The sequence below is a fragment of the Mycolicibacterium pyrenivorans genome (assembly GCF_025821625.1).
GTDB classification, from domain to species: domain Bacteria; phylum Actinomycetota; class Actinomycetes; order Mycobacteriales; family Mycobacteriaceae; genus Mycobacterium; species Mycobacterium pyrenivorans.
In genome coordinates this window covers 24,622-39,615 of record NZ_JACKSH010000195.1, presented here as the reverse complement: position 1 = coordinate 39,615, position 14,994 = coordinate 24,622, and the positions used below count along the sequence as shown (strand labels likewise).

At 67.6% G+C, this 14,994-nt stretch carries 19 protein-coding genes; 12 read left to right on the top strand and 7 right to left on the bottom strand.

Annotated elements, in window-relative coordinates:
- The 4 genes from H7I57_RS22995 to H7I57_RS22975 form a co-directional block, all read left to right on the top strand.
- The coding region (locus H7I57_RS22995) for a hypothetical protein (RefSeq protein ID WP_264026306.1) at positions 1 to 275 on the top strand (275 nt) is incomplete at its 5' end.
- 376 nt (positions 276 to 651) lie between these two features.
- Positions 652 to 1,914 carry an aspartate aminotransferase family protein gene (locus H7I57_RS22990; protein WP_264026304.1) on the top strand — a complete coding sequence of 421 codons (1,263 nt, stop codon included), beginning with the start codon at positions 652 to 654 and terminating at the stop codon, positions 1,912 to 1,914.
- 693 nt (positions 1,915 to 2,607) lie between these two features.
- Positions 2,608 to 2,733, top strand: a complete 126-nt coding sequence (locus H7I57_RS22980; RefSeq protein ID WP_264026303.1) for a hypothetical protein — start codon at positions 2,608 to 2,610, stop codon at positions 2,731 to 2,733.
- Between the two features lie 125 nt (positions 2,734 to 2,858).
- Complete coding sequence (locus H7I57_RS22975; RefSeq protein WP_264026302.1) at positions 2,859 to 3,425, top strand: hemerythrin domain-containing protein; 567 nt, start codon at positions 2,859 to 2,861, stop codon at positions 3,423 to 3,425.
- A 10-nt stretch (positions 3,426 to 3,435) separates the two neighbouring features.
- On the opposite strand, the gene H7I57_RS22970 is transcribed toward H7I57_RS22975, so the two are convergent.
- Both H7I57_RS22970 and H7I57_RS22965 read right to left on the bottom strand, forming a co-directional pair.
- Positions 3,436 to 4,704 carry an MFS transporter gene (locus tag H7I57_RS22970; protein ID WP_264026301.1) on the bottom strand — a complete coding sequence of 423 codons (1,269 nt, stop codon included), beginning with the start codon at positions 4,702 to 4,704 and terminating at the stop codon, positions 3,436 to 3,438.
- Positions 4,701 to 5,183 carry a MarR family winged helix-turn-helix transcriptional regulator gene (locus H7I57_RS22965; protein ID WP_264026300.1) on the bottom strand — a complete coding sequence of 161 codons (483 nt, stop codon included), beginning with the start codon at positions 5,181 to 5,183 and terminating at the stop codon, positions 4,701 to 4,703. Before H7I57_RS22965 ends, H7I57_RS22970 begins: the two co-directional genes overlap by 4 nt.
- Before the next feature lie 98 nt (positions 5,184 to 5,281).
- On the opposite strand from H7I57_RS22965, the gene H7I57_RS22960 reads away from it, so the two are divergent.
- A complete protein-coding gene (locus tag H7I57_RS22960) occupies positions 5,282 to 6,754 on the top strand; it encodes a phospholipase D-like domain-containing protein (RefSeq protein WP_264026299.1) in 1,473 nt (490 codons plus the stop codon).
- Positions 6,755 to 6,775: 21 nt separating this feature from the next.
- Here the strand turns inward: H7I57_RS22960 and H7I57_RS22955 are convergent, their stop codons facing one another.
- Positions 6,776 to 7,342, bottom strand: a complete 567-nt coding sequence (locus H7I57_RS22955; RefSeq protein ID WP_264026298.1) for a TetR/AcrR family transcriptional regulator — start codon at positions 7,340 to 7,342, stop codon at positions 6,776 to 6,778.
- A 118-nt stretch (positions 7,343 to 7,460) separates the two neighbouring features.
- Between H7I57_RS22955 and H7I57_RS22950 the strand changes: the two genes are divergently transcribed.
- Positions 7,461 to 8,414, top strand: coding sequence for an oxygenase MpaB family protein (locus H7I57_RS22950; RefSeq protein WP_264026297.1), 954 nt, complete (start codon positions 7,461 to 7,463; stop codon positions 8,412 to 8,414).
- Here H7I57_RS22950 and H7I57_RS22945 read toward each other — a convergent pair.
- A complete protein-coding gene (locus tag H7I57_RS22945) occupies positions 8,411 to 8,860 on the bottom strand; it encodes a hypothetical protein (RefSeq protein ID WP_264026294.1) in 450 nt (149 codons plus the stop codon). The genes H7I57_RS22950 and H7I57_RS22945 overlap by 4 nt on opposite strands.
- A gap of 104 nt (positions 8,861 to 8,964) precedes the next feature.
- On the opposite strand from H7I57_RS22945, the gene H7I57_RS22940 reads away from it, so the two are divergent.
- The 3 genes from H7I57_RS22940 (at position 8,965) to H7I57_RS22930 (ending at position 10,750) form a co-directional block, all read left to right on the top strand.
- Positions 8,965 to 9,111 carry a hypothetical protein gene (locus H7I57_RS22940; RefSeq protein WP_264026293.1) on the top strand — a complete coding sequence of 49 codons (147 nt, stop codon included), beginning with the start codon at positions 8,965 to 8,967 and terminating at the stop codon, positions 9,109 to 9,111.
- A 12-nt stretch (positions 9,112 to 9,123) separates the two neighbouring features.
- Positions 9,124 to 9,396, top strand: a complete 273-nt coding sequence (locus H7I57_RS22935; protein WP_264026292.1) for a hypothetical protein — start codon at positions 9,124 to 9,126, stop codon at positions 9,394 to 9,396.
- A gap of 172 nt (positions 9,397 to 9,568) precedes the next feature.
- Positions 9,569 to 10,750, top strand: a complete 1,182-nt coding sequence (locus tag H7I57_RS22930; protein ID WP_264026307.1) for a glycoside hydrolase 5 family protein — start codon at positions 9,569 to 9,571, stop codon at positions 10,748 to 10,750.
- Positions 10,751 to 10,763: 13 nt separating this feature from the next.
- Here H7I57_RS22930 and H7I57_RS22925 read toward each other — a convergent pair whose 3' ends face one another.
- Entirely contained in the window at positions 10,764 to 11,321 is a 558-nt protein-coding gene (locus H7I57_RS22925) for a type 1 glutamine amidotransferase domain-containing protein (protein ID WP_264026290.1), read from the bottom strand.
- A gap of 73 nt (positions 11,322 to 11,394) precedes the next feature.
- Here H7I57_RS22925 and H7I57_RS22920 point away from each other — a divergent pair, with 73 nt between their 5' ends.
- Positions 11,395 to 11,754, top strand: coding sequence for a hypothetical protein (locus H7I57_RS22920; RefSeq protein WP_264026288.1), 360 nt, complete (start codon positions 11,395 to 11,397; stop codon positions 11,752 to 11,754).
- Positions 11,755 to 11,796: 42 nt separating this feature from the next.
- Positions 11,797 to 12,513, top strand: a complete 717-nt coding sequence (locus H7I57_RS22915; RefSeq protein ID WP_264026286.1) for an NUDIX hydrolase — start codon at positions 11,797 to 11,799, stop codon at positions 12,511 to 12,513.
- Between the two features lie 8 nt (positions 12,514 to 12,521).
- On the opposite strand, the gene H7I57_RS22910 is transcribed toward H7I57_RS22915, so the two are convergent.
- Both H7I57_RS22910 and H7I57_RS22905 read right to left on the bottom strand, forming a co-directional pair.
- Positions 12,522 to 13,253 carry a DUF899 family protein gene (locus H7I57_RS22910; RefSeq protein ID WP_264026285.1) on the bottom strand — a complete coding sequence of 244 codons (732 nt, stop codon included), beginning with the start codon at positions 13,251 to 13,253 and terminating at the stop codon, positions 12,522 to 12,524.
- A gap of 150 nt (positions 13,254 to 13,403) precedes the next feature.
- The gene (locus H7I57_RS22905; protein ID WP_264026284.1) at positions 13,404 to 13,751 is read right to left on the bottom strand and encodes a nitroreductase/quinone reductase family protein; all 348 of its coding nucleotides are present in this window, start codon (positions 13,749 to 13,751) and stop codon (positions 13,404 to 13,406) included.
- Between the two features lie 9 nt (positions 13,752 to 13,760).
- On the opposite strand from H7I57_RS22905, the gene H7I57_RS22900 reads away from it, so the two are divergent.
- Positions 13,761 to 14,945, top strand: a complete 1,185-nt coding sequence (locus H7I57_RS22900; RefSeq protein ID WP_264026283.1) for a YihY/virulence factor BrkB family protein — start codon at positions 13,761 to 13,763, stop codon at positions 14,943 to 14,945.
- The last annotated feature ends 49 nt before the right edge of the window (positions 14,946 to 14,994 follow it).

Genomic DNA, 14,994 nt, shown 5'->3' with positions numbered 1-14,994 from the left:
GGTGGGAGGGTGGGAGGGACATCGTGAGTACCAGCGTGCCCGACCCACGATCTGCTCCGGCCGTGAGGGCTATGGTGCGGCGCTCAGCGTGGTTCTTCGACGACTTTCTGGTGGCGGGCGACGACGAAGCTCAGGCTGCCGCCGGACTCGTCGGGGTCGACCCGTGTCTCGCGTCCACACACCGGACACGCAGCCGCTTCGGCGGGCGGTGGGTCCCCGGGCAGCTCGCGACCACTGCCCTCGCATTCATGATCCATCGGGTTCTCCACTTCTGAGTCGGTGCCGCTGTACGGAATGCCCGACCGATGAGCGGTGAAACATGGTGGAAACACCTGTCGCGTCAGAGGATTGCCCCCGATGGCGTCGGCGGACACCGAGTCCTGCCCCCATGTGTGGCTGCTCCCGGTGTCCGCTTCACAGATGTGTGCTTCACAGATGTCGAGGACAGCCGCCCCGGCCTCCGCTGCTCCTTGCGTAACTCCTCCGGGGCACATGCACTACCGTCACCGGTGATTGACCGCCGATCACACGAGGGGCTTCGATGGGTAGGCAGACGACGAGAGCGGCTCTCGCGGCGATGTCGGTGATCGACGCCGAGACCAGGATCCAGCCCTGAACACCGATCAGTTCTGGCGCGACGCCGAGCGGCATATGGTGCGCTACGGGTCCGGGTTCGTCCCGCGCGTCATCACGCGGGCACAGGGGAGTTACGTATACGACGAACACGGCTCGGCGATCCTGGACTTCACGTCGGGACAGATGAGTGCGGTTCTGGGGCACGCACATCCCGACATCGTGTCCGCCGTCGCCGAGGCGATCGGCACGCTCGACCACCTCTACAGCGGAATGCTCAGCGTGCCAGTGGTGGAACTGGCGAGAGCGCTGTCGGCGACGCTGCCCGCGTCGCTGAGCAAGGTACTGCTGTTGAGCACGGGTGCCGAGTCGAACGAGGCCGCCATCAAGATGGCGAAGCTCTACACCGGGCGCTACGAGATCGTCTCGTTCGACCGGTCCTGGCATGGGATGACCTCGGGGGCGGCGTCGGCCACGTTCAGCGCGGGGCGGCGCGGCTACGGGCCGCCGATGCCGGGCAACCTCACCCTGCCGACACCGAACGCCTACCGGTCGCCGTTCCGTCACGCCGACGGGACCTACGACTGGCGCTCGGAGCTCGAGTACGGTTTCGCGGCCGTCGACGCGCAGTCATCGGGCAGCCTGGCCGCCTGTCTCGTCGAGCCGATCCTGTCGTCGGGCGGGATCATCGAGCCGCCGCCGGGCTATCTGCGCCGGCTCCAGGAGCTGTGCGCCGAGCGCGGCATGGTGTTGATCGTCGACGAGGCGCAGACCGGGATCGGCCGCACCGGGCTGATGTACGCGTTCCAACGGGACGGCATCGTTCCCGACCTGTTGACGCTGTCGAAGACGCTGGGCGGGGGACTGCCGGTGGCCGTCGTGGTCACCAGCGAGGAGATCGAATCCGTCTGCCATGAACGAGGATTCCTGTTCTTCACCACCCACGTGTCCGATCCCCTCGCCGCTGCTCTCGCCCTGACCGTCCTGGCCGTCGTCGAACGGGACGGCCTCGTCGACCGGGCCGACGTCCTCGGCCAGAAGCTCTACGCGCGGCTGGCCGGCCTGCGTGAGCGCTACCAGCAGGTCGGCGACGTCCGCGGTCGCGGGCTGCTGCAGGGCATCGAGCTGGTGACAGACAAGCAGACCAAGGCGCCGGCGGAATCCCTGGGCGCCGAGGTCACCGCGGCGTGCCTGGCGCGTGGGCTGCACATGAACATCGTCCAGTTGCCCGGCATGGGCGGGATCTTCCGGATCGCGCCGCCGTTGACGGTGACCGACGGCGAACTGGATGCGGGCCTCGCCATCCTGGACGAGGCGCTGGCCGCCGTCCTGGAGCACTGAGTATGCCACGACGGCGGGGATCACCCCGCCGACCCAGCGTCTTCGACGGTGCCACCGAACCTCAGCGCAGGATTCCCCCGAGGACTGGCCAACGCGTCGCCTGGCGTCAACACCAGTGTCCTCAGCCCACCGACATTCCTCGACGAACCAAAGGACTCGGCTTCCTTAACGGCGTGGTTCCCTGGTAGCCGCGTGACGACGACTTCGCCTGCCTACCGGCACACCACTGCCGGCCTCACGATCGAAGACAAGGCGTCGCTCACCAGCGGCGACAGCTTCTAGACCACGAAAGCGATTGAGCAACTCGGCATTCCGTCGATCACGCTGACCGACGGGCCGCACGGCCTGCGAAAGCAGCACCAGGGTGGCGATCACCTCGGCGTCGGCGGCAGCGTCGCCGCGACGTGCTTTCCGCCCGCCGCCGACCCTGGCGGCCGCGCGCGAACGACCCCGAGGGTGATCGCAGCCCTCGGTGACAACGTCGTTTCCTGAAGCCGGATTGCCCGGCCGCTGTGTGGGTAGAAGACAGGAACGCAGCCGAACGGGCTGTGTGCCAACCGCGACCGAAAGGCACGCAATGACTCAGGGACCAGAAGGCCAGGAGCAGCCCGTCGACGAGGAAGAGGTGTTGACGACGCCGGCGACGCCCGGAGCACAGGCCCTGCCCACCGAGGCCGAGGACGCCGAACAGAAATGACCACACCGACACCCGAGGACGAGGCCGCTGAGCACGAGTCCGATCAGGAGCAAGTGCCGCCTGCCGGCCCGGCCTACTCGACACCGCCGCCCGAGGGTCTGCCCGACGCCGACAGCGGGTAGCCGGGGCGGCCGAATTGACGTTCCGGTTAGACCGGCCGGTGTTCGGGTAGCTCTCCGTCACAGCGCTCAGCCCTTTGCGCTGGATGAAGTTCTCATCCGAAGATGAAAAGCCGGAGGTAACCGCCGTGGTCGAGACATTCGTGCAATCCACCGATGACGTGGTGGCGTTTCTGGTGGGTCAGCACAATCTGATCAAGGACATGTTCGACGACGTGCTGCATGCGTCGGAAACCAAGGCGCGGGAAGAGGCCTTCGTCGCCCTACGCCAACTGCTGGCCGTGCACGAGACGGCCGAGGAGATGGTGGTGCATCCGCGTGCGCGCCTGGACCTCGACGACGGCGACGCGATCGTCGACCTGCGGTTGCAGGAGGAACACGAAGCCAAGCAGCAGCTGTCCGCGCTCGAGGACATGGACTTCGGTTCGAAGGAATTCCTCGATGCCCTGGCGGTGTTCCGCGACGCGGTGATCGACCATGCGGAGCGCGAGGAGAACGAGGAGTTCAACAAGCTTCAGCGCAAGCTCGACGCCGGGGACCTCGAGAGGATGGCCGCCGCCGTCGTCGCCGCCGAGGCCATCGCCCCGACCCGGCCGCACCCCGGAGTCGAGTCGGCCACGCTGAACTTCGCGGTCGGGCCGTTCGCCTCGATGCTCGACCGGGCCCGCGACGTCATCTCCGCTGCACTTCGGTAGCGCAGGCGCGTCACACGCGTGCCGGTAGTGGGCCGACGAGGTTCGACGGCCGGCACCACAGCGTGACCGCCAGGGTCAGCGCCGCGGCCACCGCGAACGCCGCCTGCACGCTGACGAGGTCGGCGGTGCCGCCGAGCAGCACCGCCGCGATCGGCCGCGAACCGAGGAAGCCGACGAGCCACAGCGCCATGATGCGGCCCCGCAATTCCTCCGGCGCGCGCTCCTGCACCACCGTGCTCAGACCGGTCATGGCCCACCCGAAGCCCAAGCCCGCCAACGCGAACCCCGTCATCGCGACGACGGGTCCTGTCGCGACGGCGAGCACCGCACACCCGGCGGCGAGGCCCGACAGTCCGATGCTCGACACGCGTGAGGAGACCAACCGGCCCCGCATGAGGGCCAGCACCACCATGCCGACGGCCGCCCCGATGCCGAAAACCGCGGACAACGTCCCGACGAGCCTGGCGCCGCCGCCGAGTTCGTCGGCCACCGAGGGCATCAACGTGATCGACGGGTCCGAGGCGAAACCGACGGTCGTCACCGCGAGCAACGCCAGCAGCAGCGGGCGGTCGGCCCAGACGTATTTGAGGGCGGCCCGGACGCGGTAGTCCGCCCCGGAGCGCCGCACCGGCGGCGCCGGGAACCGTACGGCGATGAGGAACATCGTGAACACGAGGTGCAGGCCGGCGCTGACGGCGAAGCCGGTGGCCGAACCGAAGTGCGCTGCCAGGTAGGCGCCGGTGGCCGGGCCGGCGATGCGGCCGATCGTCATCGGAATGCTGTTGAGCGCCATGGCGGTGGAGAGCTCACCGGGGCGGATCAGGTTGGGCACGATCGACTGCATCGCCGGCCCGCCCACCACGAAGCCGAACCCGACGAGCGCGGTCCCGAGGAGAATCGGTATCGCGGTGGAGGTCCCCTGGAGCCCGGGTTCGAGGAACAGCCACGTCGCCACAAACCCGGACCCGGCGACGCATAGCACCCGGCCGAGCAGTATCTGACGCGCCGGGTTCCCGGTGTCGGCCCACCTGCCGCTGGTGGGGCTCAAGATCAGCTGCGGCGCGAACTGCACGACGCCGACCAGGCCGACCATCAGGGCCGAGCGGGTCGCGTCGTACATCACGATGGCCGCGACGATGCCGTGCGTCCACACCGCGACGACGGAGAACATCTTGCCCCAGAAGAGCGCACCGAAAACCGGGTCGAACATCAGCCCGAGCGCACCGCGCGACTGCTTCGGGGCAGCGGTCGGTGCCGTTGTGGCGGTTTTCGGGGTCATTCGCTCGCCGCGCGTTCGAAGCGTTCGGTCAGCCGGTCCAGCAGGGCGACCAGCGTGTCGACGTTCGTGTCGGGCCAGTCGGCGATCGTCTCCGCGACCAGATCGCGCCGCCGGTCGGTGACCGTGTCCAGGGCCTTGCGGCCGACGTCGGTCAACACCAGCGCACACCGTCGCTGGTCGTCAGGGGCGGAGGTCTTCGTCAACAGCGCCGCGGCGACGACGGTGGCCACCGTGCGGCTGGCAGTCGAGTGCTCGACCGCCATGAACTCGGCGACATCGCCGATGGAGGCCCCACCGCCCGATCGCTGACACTCCTCGACCGCGCGCAGCACTCTCAACGTCGACACGTTCGTCACCGGACCGGCTCCGTCGAGGAGCCGACGCCGCCAGTTCGGCCGCTGGCGCGCGAGGTGCAGGCGCGTCAGCAGTTCGTCGAGTTGGTCGTATCGCGACTGCGGCACTATATATGCATAGCACATGCATATATCGGTGCGCGAAGCGCGCTCGACTGCGCACGGGTGTGGTAAACACACCGCTATGTCCGCCCTGACCGGTGAAGACCGCTGCGAGGCCTGACATGGGCAGCGACCGCTTGCTGATCCCCGGCGAGACATGCTGGCGCGTCGAGCGCGCCGACGAGTTCGCGTGCATCATCGACGGCGCCGACTACTTCTACCACTGCAAGGCCGCGCTGCTGCGTGCTCAGCGCCGAGTCCTGCTGATCGGGTGGGACTTCGACACCCGCATGACCTTCGAACGTGGTCGCAAGACGCTTCCCGGCCCGAACCAGCTGGGCACCTTCCTCCGCTGGCTGGTGCGGGTCCGGCCCAACCTGGATGTCTACCTGCTGAGGTCGAACCTGCGCCTGCTTCCGGCCTTCGACGGGCTGTGGGGTGACGTCACGCCCGTGGCGCTGTTGAACTGGCTCGCAGGCGATCGGCTGGAGTTCGCCATCGATGGCGCACATCCGACCGGAGCGGTTCATCACCAGAAGATCGTGGTCATCGATGACGAGGTGGCGTTCTGCGGTGGTATCGACCTCACCCGGGAGCGCTGGGACACCCGGGAACATCTGCAGGACAATGATTCTCGCGTCGAAGGCGGCCGAACCTACGGCCCCAGGCACGAGGTCGCCGCCGTGGTGAGCGGTGCCGCCGCGCGCGCCCTCGGCGATCAGGCCCGCGACAGATGGCGAGCCGCGACCGGCCAGTACGTGGCGCAGGTCGCCGTCGACCACGAGGTCTGGCCCCCCGACCTCGAGCCTGCCCTGCGTAACGTCGATGTCGGGATCGTGCGCACCCTGCCGGAGCGGGAGAAGCGCAGCGAGGTCCGCGAGGTCGAAGCGCTGAATCTCGCGGCGATAGCGGCAGCACGCCACACGATCTACCTCGAGAACCAGTACCTCGCGTCGCGCACCATCGCCGATGCGCTCGCCGCACGGCTCCGAGAACCCGACGGGCCGGAGATCGTCATCGTCATACCCCGCAACTCCGAGAGCCGTCTCGAAGAGCAGTCGATGGACAGTGCCCGATACCGTCTCCTCCAAATGCTCTGGGCGGCCGACGAATACCACCGGCTGGGCGTCTACTGGCCCGAGACCGACGGTGGCACCACGATCTACGTCCACTCCAAGATCCTCGTGATCGACGACCGTCTGCTGCGCGTCGGCTCATCGAATCTCAACAACAGGTCGATGGGGTTCGACAGCGAATGCGATGTGGCCGTCGAGGCAGAGCCGGACACCCCGGAGCACGGGGACATCCGCGAGATGATCACTTCGGTCCGGAACGGATTGGTGTGCGAACACCTCGGTGTGTCTGTCGACGACTTCGAGAGGGAGGTGCGTCAGCGCGACTCCTTCCTGCAGGCAGTGGAAGCCCTTCGCGGACAAGGAAGAACACTGGAACAGTTCACCAAGGACACCGTCGCCGACGAGGCGAGCCTGCTGGCAGAGAACGACCTCATGGATCCCGACCACGTTCCCCGATCGCTGAGCCGGAGCATCCAGCGGTGGCTCGAGGGATTCACCAAGGGGCCGCCGCGGGTGTGATGACGCAGGACCGCGACGGACTCAGCCCCGGTTGCCGACGAGTAGTCCCGTCGAGGCGAACTTGAGACCGCTGCGCAGTTCTTCCAGCCGGATCGGGTCGTCGGATTCGATGTAGCGCAGCGTCGTCGCCACCGCCATGTTGAAGAACAGCCACGCCAACGCTTTCGGGCTCAGCTCGTTGCGGTACTGGTCGCGGTAGTGATTCATGTGCAGCGTCGCCATCGCCAGCAGGGTGGCGTTCAGGCCGGAGATGTTCTCGAAGGTACGCACGTGGTCGGGACGCTCCGCGAGGTAGCGGATGAGCCTGCGATTGGCGAACGTGAAGTCGATGAGAATGTCGATGGACGAATCCATCGCCGCCTCGGGCTGCTCCAGGGTGACTTTGCGGAGCATCTCCTCGATCAGCGGGGCCTGCTCGGCGGCCAGGTGCTCGATCGCCGCGTTGAGGATCTCCTCCTTGTCGGTGAAGTACTGGTAGATGGACCCCTTGCTGATACCCGCCTTCTCGGCGATCAGGTTGGTGGTCACCTGCTCGGGTTCCATCCGGCGCAGCAGGGCGGCCGCAGTCGACACGATTTTTGCGACCATCTCGCGGGAGCGATGTTGCTGTGGCGATTTGCGGCGTCTTGACGTGCGCTTATCTGCGTTCACGCTGATCCCTTACGCGACTTGAATGCGATCTGAAGGTCATATTAGCGTCCCGGGCATGACCGCTACCACAGATCTCGAGCTCCGCTCCGACGCCGACGGGGCCGGCACGCCGGAGCTGGTGCCGCTGGATTCGCTGACCGCCGAACACACCGGCCGCTGGACGTTCCTGATCGTCGACGGTGCGGCCTTCATGATGCAGGCCATGCACCCGGTGATCGCCGAGATCACCGGCCGCTACTCCGCGGCGTTCCACGGCGACCCCGGCGGCCGGGCGGTGCGCTCCGTCGACTCCGTGCTGCGCTGGACCTACGGCGGCACCGAGGCGGTCGCAGAGGGCAACCGTGTGCGGGACATGCACAAGCCGATCACGATGAAGAGCGCCGCCACCGGCAAGCAGATCAGCGCGCTGAACCCCGAGGCCTATCAGTGGGTGATCGCCACCGGCTACATCGTCACCGCCCAGGGCGGCCGCCTGCTGATCGGACGCGACTTCACCGACGCGGAGAAGGAAGAGCTGCTGCGTGACAACCGCAGACTGGCCCGCCTGCTCCACGTCCCGATGCGGGGTTACCCCGAGACGCTTGCGGAGATGAACGACTACTTCGAGGCGATGATCGACACGTTGCAGGGCACCCCCCAGGCGCGGCAGTTGATCGAGGAGATGCAGACCGGCAAGGTCGATCTGCCCCCATCGGTACCCAAAGTGCTCCACCCCCTGGTCCGTGCCGCGCTGCGCCCGATGCTGCGGTTCAACTACCTGTCGATCGTCGGGTTGCTCGATCCGCGGCTCCGGGACAGGCTCGGCGTCGGCTGGAGCGCCGAGGAAGAACGCCAGCTCACCCGGACGTACAAGATGATTCGCGTCGCGTACCGGGTTCTGCCCGACCGGCTCACGTACTTCCCGCTGGCTTATCACGCCCGCAAGCACCACCAGTGCCTGCAGCAGATGGCCAAGCGCCAGCAGAAATCCTTCGCTTATCACCTACCGCAGGGCCACAGCCCCCACTAGGTCGGTCGCGGTTGTCGCACCGCATCCGGCGCGGTCAGCGCGACGATCCGGTAGCTCATCCCCGCAGGCCACCCGAGGTGTGCCAGCACGTGGAGCTGGATCCACGTCGGCTCACCCGAGGGGTCATCGGTGAACACCGCACGGGCGTCCGTGATCGCCCCGATCTCGCCTGAACCGCACAGTGCCACAGACAGACTGAGTGTGGCGTCACTGACCCTCGCGCGTGAGTAGGGCAGGCTGTCCGGGACGAAGAACGACGCCTGGACGTGCGGCGTCCGGATTCCTCTCGGCGCATTCGCGGGGCGGCGAAGCATCGGGCCGGCGGCCTCGGGTTTGCCGTCGAACCACACCGTGCCCGCGTACTCGGTGCGCCGGGCGTCACCGCCACCCGGCACGCGCGCCAGCGTGTCGATGCGCGGCTGCGGTTCCACGTCGATCGCCGTCATCACCCAAGGCCTGTCGTCATCGCCTGAAGCCTAAGCGCACCGAAGTCCGGGGCGTCGCGAACGGCCACTCTGGGTACAACACCGGGGACCGAAAGGAGCGAGCCATGGGCAGAGAGCCAGAAAACAGTGGTGAACAGGCCGAGGAACCGAAAGGCGGCAGGCCGGGGCCGGCCGACCACGGGCGCGACGGCGGCATGGCGACGCGGGAGAACGCTCCTGAACTGACCGAACCGGACCACGACCGCGACTGAGAGAGGAAACGTATGGCTGACCAGTCCGAACGCGACCGACTCGACAACGTCGCACCAGGCGACATCATCACGCTCCGACCCTCCGACGAACCCGGAGCCGCGGCGGGGCAGTACAAGGTAGTGCACAAAGACCTGAACGAAACCTCCACGACGATCGTCGTCACCCTCGAGACCGACGACGGGGAGACCCTCGACCTCGAGTTGCCGGCCGACACGGTCGTGAACCGGTCACTGGAATCAAAGTGGGAATCGGCGCAGAGTCCCACCCCACACCGAGGTTCGTGACCTCAGGCCCACCAGCGGCCTGGCAACTTCTGTGATCCGGCACCCTCGACTCACGCTGAAGGGAGCGAATTCAGCACGGTACGTTGACTTTACGAGCGGCGGACCGTGTCGTTCCGCCGCGCGTGTCCGGCCCGGATGACGACAGATCCGAATGCCGAAGGACTGCACTTTGATTCGCAAGCCCGAGCATGCCCCGCCCACCCGTGCGCGTCAGGTCGTCCATCGGCGAACGGCGCTCAAGGTGCCGCTTCTGGTATCGGCGGCCGCGTCGTTGTCCCCGGTGCCCCTGGCCTCCGGGGGCTCTGCCCGCTGGTCGGCGGACCGCGCACATCGCTGGTATCGCGGGCAGGACTGGCTCGTCGGTGCGAACTTCATCACGTCGAACGCCGTCAACCAACTGGAGATGTTCCAGCCCGGCACGTTTGACCCGAGCCTCATCCACAAGGAGCTTCGGATGGCTCGACTGATCGGGTTCAACACTGTACGGGTCTTCCTTCACGACCAACTGTGGATTCAGGACCAGAGGGGCTTTCAGCGCCGCCTCGCCCACTTCGTCGACATCGCAGCGCATCACGGCATCAAGCCGTTGTTCGTCCTTTTCGACTCCTGCTGGGATCCGCACCCCAGACTCGGCAGGCAGCGCGCGCCGCGGCCCGGGGTGCACAACTCCGGGTGGGTGCAGAGTCCCGGCGCCGACAACCTCGACGACCGCCGCTATCGACGGGTGTTGCGCGACTACGTGGTCGGGGTCGTGACCCAGTTCCGCGACGACGACCGCGTGCTGGGCTGGGACGTGTGGAACGAACCCGACAACCCTGCGCGGGTCTACCGCGACGTCGAGCGCACCGACAAGATGGAACTCGTCGCCGCGCTGCTTCCCCAGGTGTTCCGGTGGGCGCGCTCCGCAGATCCCACCCAGCCGTTGACAAGCGGAGTCTGGCAGGGATCGTGGGGAGATCCCAAGAGCCGCAGCACGATCTGCGATATCCAACTGACCGCCTCCGACGTGGTCACCTTCCACAGCTACGGCAAGCCGGACGAGTTCGAGGCCAGGATCGCCGAACTGTCGCCGCTGGGACGACCGATGCTGTGCACCGAGTACATGGCCAGAACCCTGGGCAACAGGGTGGAGGAGGTGCTCCCGATTGCCAAGCGGCACAACGTCGGTGCCTACACATGGGGTCTTGTCGCCGGAAAAACCCAGACCTTTCTGCCGTGGGATTCCTGGGAGCGGCCCTCGACAGGGCCCGCGAAGGAGTGGTTCCACGACCTCATCAAACCCGGCGGCCGACCCTACCGGGACCTGGAGATCCGGACGATTCGGCAGCTGACGGGAAGGCCGCGCCGCCGGTAGCAGATCCGGCCCCTCAGGTGTGGGCGGGGGTGGTCGCGAACTGATCCGTGATCGCCTGGCAGAACGCGGCCAGGTCCTTGGGCGAGCGGCTGGTGATCAGATTGCCGTCGATGCAGACCTGCTGGTCGACCACGGTCGCGCCGGCGTTGCGCAGGTCGGTCCGCAGGCTGGGGTACGACGTCAGCGTGCGATTCTTGACGACATCAGCTTCCACCAGAACCCACGGTCCGTGACAGATCGCGGCGACGGGCTTGCCGGCTAGGACGAAGTCACGGACGAACGCCACCGCCGACTCGTCGAGTCGCAGCTTGTCCGCGTTGACGGTGCCGCCTGGGATGACGAGCGCGTCGAACTCGTCCACGCGCGCATCGCCCACCACCCGGTCCACAGCGAACGTGCCAGCGGGTTCGAGGTCATGGTTGCGAGCGGCGATCTCCCCGGAGTTCACCGACAGCAACTCGACCTGCCCGCCCGCGTCCTGCACCGCGGCGCGTGGCTCTTCGAGTTCCACCTTCTCGACCCCGTCCGTGGCGAGGAAGGCGATCTTGCGGCCCTGCAGTTCGGTCGGCATTGGCTTGACTCCCTTCATGTTCTGATCAGGCGATTACCCGCTTCCCGGCGATCGAATCTCCGATAATGAGGCGATGGCGAAGTACCACGTCAACCAGCAGGCCGTCGAAAGGGCGCGGCAGCTGATCGACTCGAAGCAGTACGTGCTCGACAGCGACTGGGGTGACGTCCAGCCCGGCGCCGAGGCGGAGAACGCGTACCTCGAATCCCACGACTGGGACGACTACGCGCGCTGGCACCTGGGCCTGACCGACGGCGCCACCGACGGCACCAAGGCGCGCTACGCCTTCGTCTACGGCGACTTCCGCCGTGTTCATCGCACGGCTCTGATCGCCTGTGTGTACCGGGCGTCGCAGTGGCGACACAAGGCTGTCGAACTGGCGGCGCACGACCTGTTGCAGCGCCTCGACACGACGGCCGGGATCACCGGGTGACGACGACGCCGGGGTGAAACCGGGCTGCTTTAAGGTCGAGCGGTGACGATCCCCTACGACGAGGTGCTGCGCGAGCAGATCCGGGCGCGGCTCGCGGGTCACGACCGCCGCCAGGTGACGGACCCGACGAAGCGGCACGCGGCCGTGGCCGTCGTCCTCGTCGACTCCGTGCTCGGCGAGGACCGAGTCGACCCCGCACCGGTCGACGACTGGATCGCCGGGCGGCCGATGCCGGAGGCCCTCGACGGGCGCATGGTCGACGTCTCGGGAGGGGCTTCGTTCTTCCTGTGCCGCAGGGCATCTCGCCTCTCGTCGCACTCCGCGCAATGGGCCTTGCCCGGTGGCCGCCTCGACCCGGGCGAGACGGTGGTCGATGCCGCACTGCGTGAACTCGACGAGGAGGTCGGCGTCAGGTTGCCCGATTCGACCGTGCTGGGATTGCTCGACGACTATCCGACGCGGTCCGGCTACGTCATCACACCGGTCGTCATCTGGGGTGGCGGACGGCTCGACCCCCGTCCGTCACCCGACGAAGTGGTGGCGGTCTACCGGGTAGGACTGCATCAACTGTTGCGGGAGGACTCGCCGCGGTTCGTCACCATTCCCGAAAGCCCCCGCCCGGTCGTGCAGATCCCGCTGGGCAACGACCTGATCCACGCCCCGACCGGCGCGGTCCTGTTGCAGCTGAGATTGCTCGGCCTCGAGGGCCGCCACGACCCCGTCGACGAACTCGAGCAACCGGTGTTCGCCTGGCGATAGGTGCCGCCTCATCCGCCGAGATCGTCGGGGCGTCCGGCCGCCAGCCGGGACCACTGCGCTGTCGGCCTCCCGTCGGTACGGAACATGTCACCGTCGGGCACGAATCGTTGGGGCCACCCGTCGGGGGAGTCCTCCCACGTCTCCTGCCTGCCGTACACGGTCAGGTCCAACAGGTGGTAACTCGTCGCTCCGGCCTCGGTGCCACGGCCGGTGGTCCAGTACGTCTCGAACACCCGGTCGCCGTCGCGCAGATAACACACGTAGCCGCCGAAATGCCTTCCTGAAAGGAGCTTTTCCGCGCAGCTGCGCGCGGAGTACCACGGCATCCGCCAGTCCATGAAATCTCGGTAACGCGCACTCTCGGAATACGGACCCTGACAGAACGTCGCGTAGGTGACGCCGCGGCTGTGCAGGTAGGACAGCTCCAGCGCGTGCCCGGTGAAGAACGTGCATCCCTCGCACTGCTGCGCGGCGGGCTTCCCGTCGTGCCACATGTGCAGGTAGGCCAACAGCTGGGTGCGTCCCTCGAACACCTCGAGCAGCGGAACCTCGCCGTCGGCGCCCACCAGCGGAATCCGCGGGTCGACCTCCGTCATGGGGAGCCTGCGGCGCGCCGCGGCGATCGCGTCGCCCTCACGAGTGTGCGCCTTCTCGCGGGCCAGCAATTTATCCAGTTCTGCCTGCCATGCGGCCCGGTCGACGACTCGGGGCAGCCGGTTGGCGGTGTCAGGGGTTGGCACTTTCACCTCCTGGTTTCGGGTGCGCCGCACGGGGCGGCCTTGCAAGATGGACCAGTTCGCGGTGCGCAACTCATCGGTCGGAGACAATGAGCGACGTGGACAACGAAACTCATGACCTCGGACCACGCGCCGACAGCCACGCTCAGCCGGTCAGCCCGCCCGGCGCACCAATCTGACAATCGGCAGGTCGCGGTCGGTCTTCTGCTGGTACCGCGCGAACAGGGAGGAGGCAGCGGTGATCCGGCCCCACGCCTCGTCCCGCTGCTCACCGTGGAGTTGCTCGGCGGTGACGGCAACCTTGCCGTCGGCCGTCTCGATCCACACCTTGTCGGGATTGGCAGCGAGGTTGTAGTACCACGCCGGGTTCTTCTGCGCTCCCGCCGCGGACGCGACGATCAACCAGCTGCCGTCGGCGCCCGGGAACCAGTTGACCGGCGTGCTGCACTCGGCACCGGTCTTGCGGCCCACCGCCGTTTGCACCGCCGCAATCGCGGGCATCATCTCGCGGTGCAGTCCCAGTCGCAGCGGTCGTCGGCCCCGAATCGAGCGGCGCGGCCGGTCGCGGTGGCCGCCGCGTTCGGCGCCGGGTTCGTGACGGCGGGCCTGGTCCGGCGGCGACAGCAGCGCCCCGCGCCGCCGCCGCCGGAGACGACCGAGCCCGCCGACAGCACCTGCCCCGAGCCCGATGACGGGCGCAAACCCGAGTCGCCGACCGACCTGACCAAGCCGTCCCTGCGGTACGTGCTGCGTCAGACGGTCGGGGAGTTCAGTCGTGACCAGTGCATGGACCTCGCCGCGGCGCTCACCTACTACGCGGTGCTGTCGCTGTTCCCGGCGCTGGTCGTCGTCATCTCCCTGCTCGGCGTCGTCGGCCAGGGCGAACGCACGTCGCAGACGCTGCTGGACATCGTCGCCGACATCAGCCCCGGAGCTGCCGCCGACACCCTGCGCCAGCCGGTCGAACAGCTGGTCAGTTCCCCGTCGGCCGGCGTCGCGCTGGTGACGGGCATCCTCGGCGCGTTGTGGGCCGCCTCGGGGTACATCGGCGCGTTCGGCCGCGCGATGAACCGCATCTACGAGGTCGAGGAGGGGCGCGCATTCTGGAAACTGCGGCCACAGCAGCTGCTGCTGACAACGGGTGCCGTGATCGTCGTGGCCGCGGTCGCTCTGCTGTTGGCGGTGAGCGGACCCGTGGCCGAGGCGATCGGCGGATTCCTCGGTCTCGGCGCGACCGCGCTGACGGCATGGAACATCGCCCGGTGGCCGGTGCTGCTGCTCCTGGTGGTCCTGGGAGTGGCGACGCTGTACTACGCGGCCCCGAACGTGCGACAACCCAAGTTCAGGTGGATCAGCGTGGGTGCGGCGATCGCCATCGTGACGTGGGTGCTCGCCTCGCTGTCGTTCGGCGTCTACGTCGCCAACTTCGGCAGCTACGACAAGACCTTCGGGGCCCTGGCCGGTGTGGTCGTGTTCCTGCTGTGGTTGTGGATCACCAATCTGGCGTTGCTGTTCGGAGCCGAGGTCGACGCCGAACTCGAACGGGCGCGCCAGTTGCAGGCAGGCATCGCCGCCGAAGACGCCCTAAAACTGCCGCTGCGTGACACGACCGTCATCGACAAGAACGAAGCGAAGGAACGGCAGAACCGGGTGCGCGGCCGCGTCCTGCGCAGAACTCGGGGCCGCCGCGGATAGGAGACCACGCCTCGTGTGGTGGGCACGGCACGGGAGGGGTATCCGGTCG

Bases quoted from the DNA above. Each gene is read 5' to 3' on its own strand.
- H7I57_RS22935 (WP_264026292.1), top strand. From the start codon at position 9,124: ATGGCTGACCAGTCCGAACGCGACCGACTCGACAACGTCGCACCAGGC.
- H7I57_RS22950 (WP_264026297.1), top strand. From the start codon at position 7,461: ATGACCGCTACCACAGATCTCGAGCTCCGCTCCGACGCCGACGGGGCC.
- H7I57_RS22920 (WP_264026288.1), top strand. From the start codon at position 11,395: ATGGCGAAGTACCACGTCAACCAGCAGGCCGTCGAAAGGGCGCGGCAG.
- H7I57_RS22960 (WP_264026299.1), top strand. From the start codon at position 5,282: ATGGGCAGCGACCGCTTGCTGATCCCCGGCGAGACATGCTGGCGCGTC.
- H7I57_RS22955 (WP_264026298.1), bottom strand. From the start codon at position 7,342: ATGGTCGCAAAAATCGTGTCGACTGCGGCCGCCCTGCTGCGCCGGATG.
- H7I57_RS22905 (WP_264026284.1), bottom strand. From the start codon at position 13,751: ATGCCCGCGATTGCGGCGGTGCAAACGGCGGTGGGCCGCAAGACCGGT.
- H7I57_RS22940 (WP_264026293.1), top strand. From the start codon at position 8,965: ATGGGCAGAGAGCCAGAAAACAGTGGTGAACAGGCCGAGGAACCGAAA.
- H7I57_RS22945 (WP_264026294.1), bottom strand. From the start codon at position 8,860: ATGACGGCGATCGACGTGGAACCGCAGCCGCGCATCGACACGCTGGCG.
- H7I57_RS22965 (WP_264026300.1), bottom strand. From the start codon at position 5,183: ATGTGCTATGCATATATAGTGCCGCAGTCGCGATACGACCAACTCGAC.
- H7I57_RS22990 (WP_264026304.1), top strand. From the start codon at position 652: ATGGTGCGCTACGGGTCCGGGTTCGTCCCGCGCGTCATCACGCGGGCA.
- H7I57_RS22980 (WP_264026303.1), top strand. From the start codon at position 2,608: ATGACCACACCGACACCCGAGGACGAGGCCGCTGAGCACGAGTCCGAT.
- H7I57_RS22970 (WP_264026301.1), bottom strand. From the start codon at position 4,704: ATGACCCCGAAAACCGCCACAACGGCACCGACCGCTGCCCCGAAGCAG.
- H7I57_RS22925 (WP_264026290.1), bottom strand. From the start codon at position 11,321: ATGCCGACCGAACTGCAGGGCCGCAAGATCGCCTTCCTCGCCACGGAC.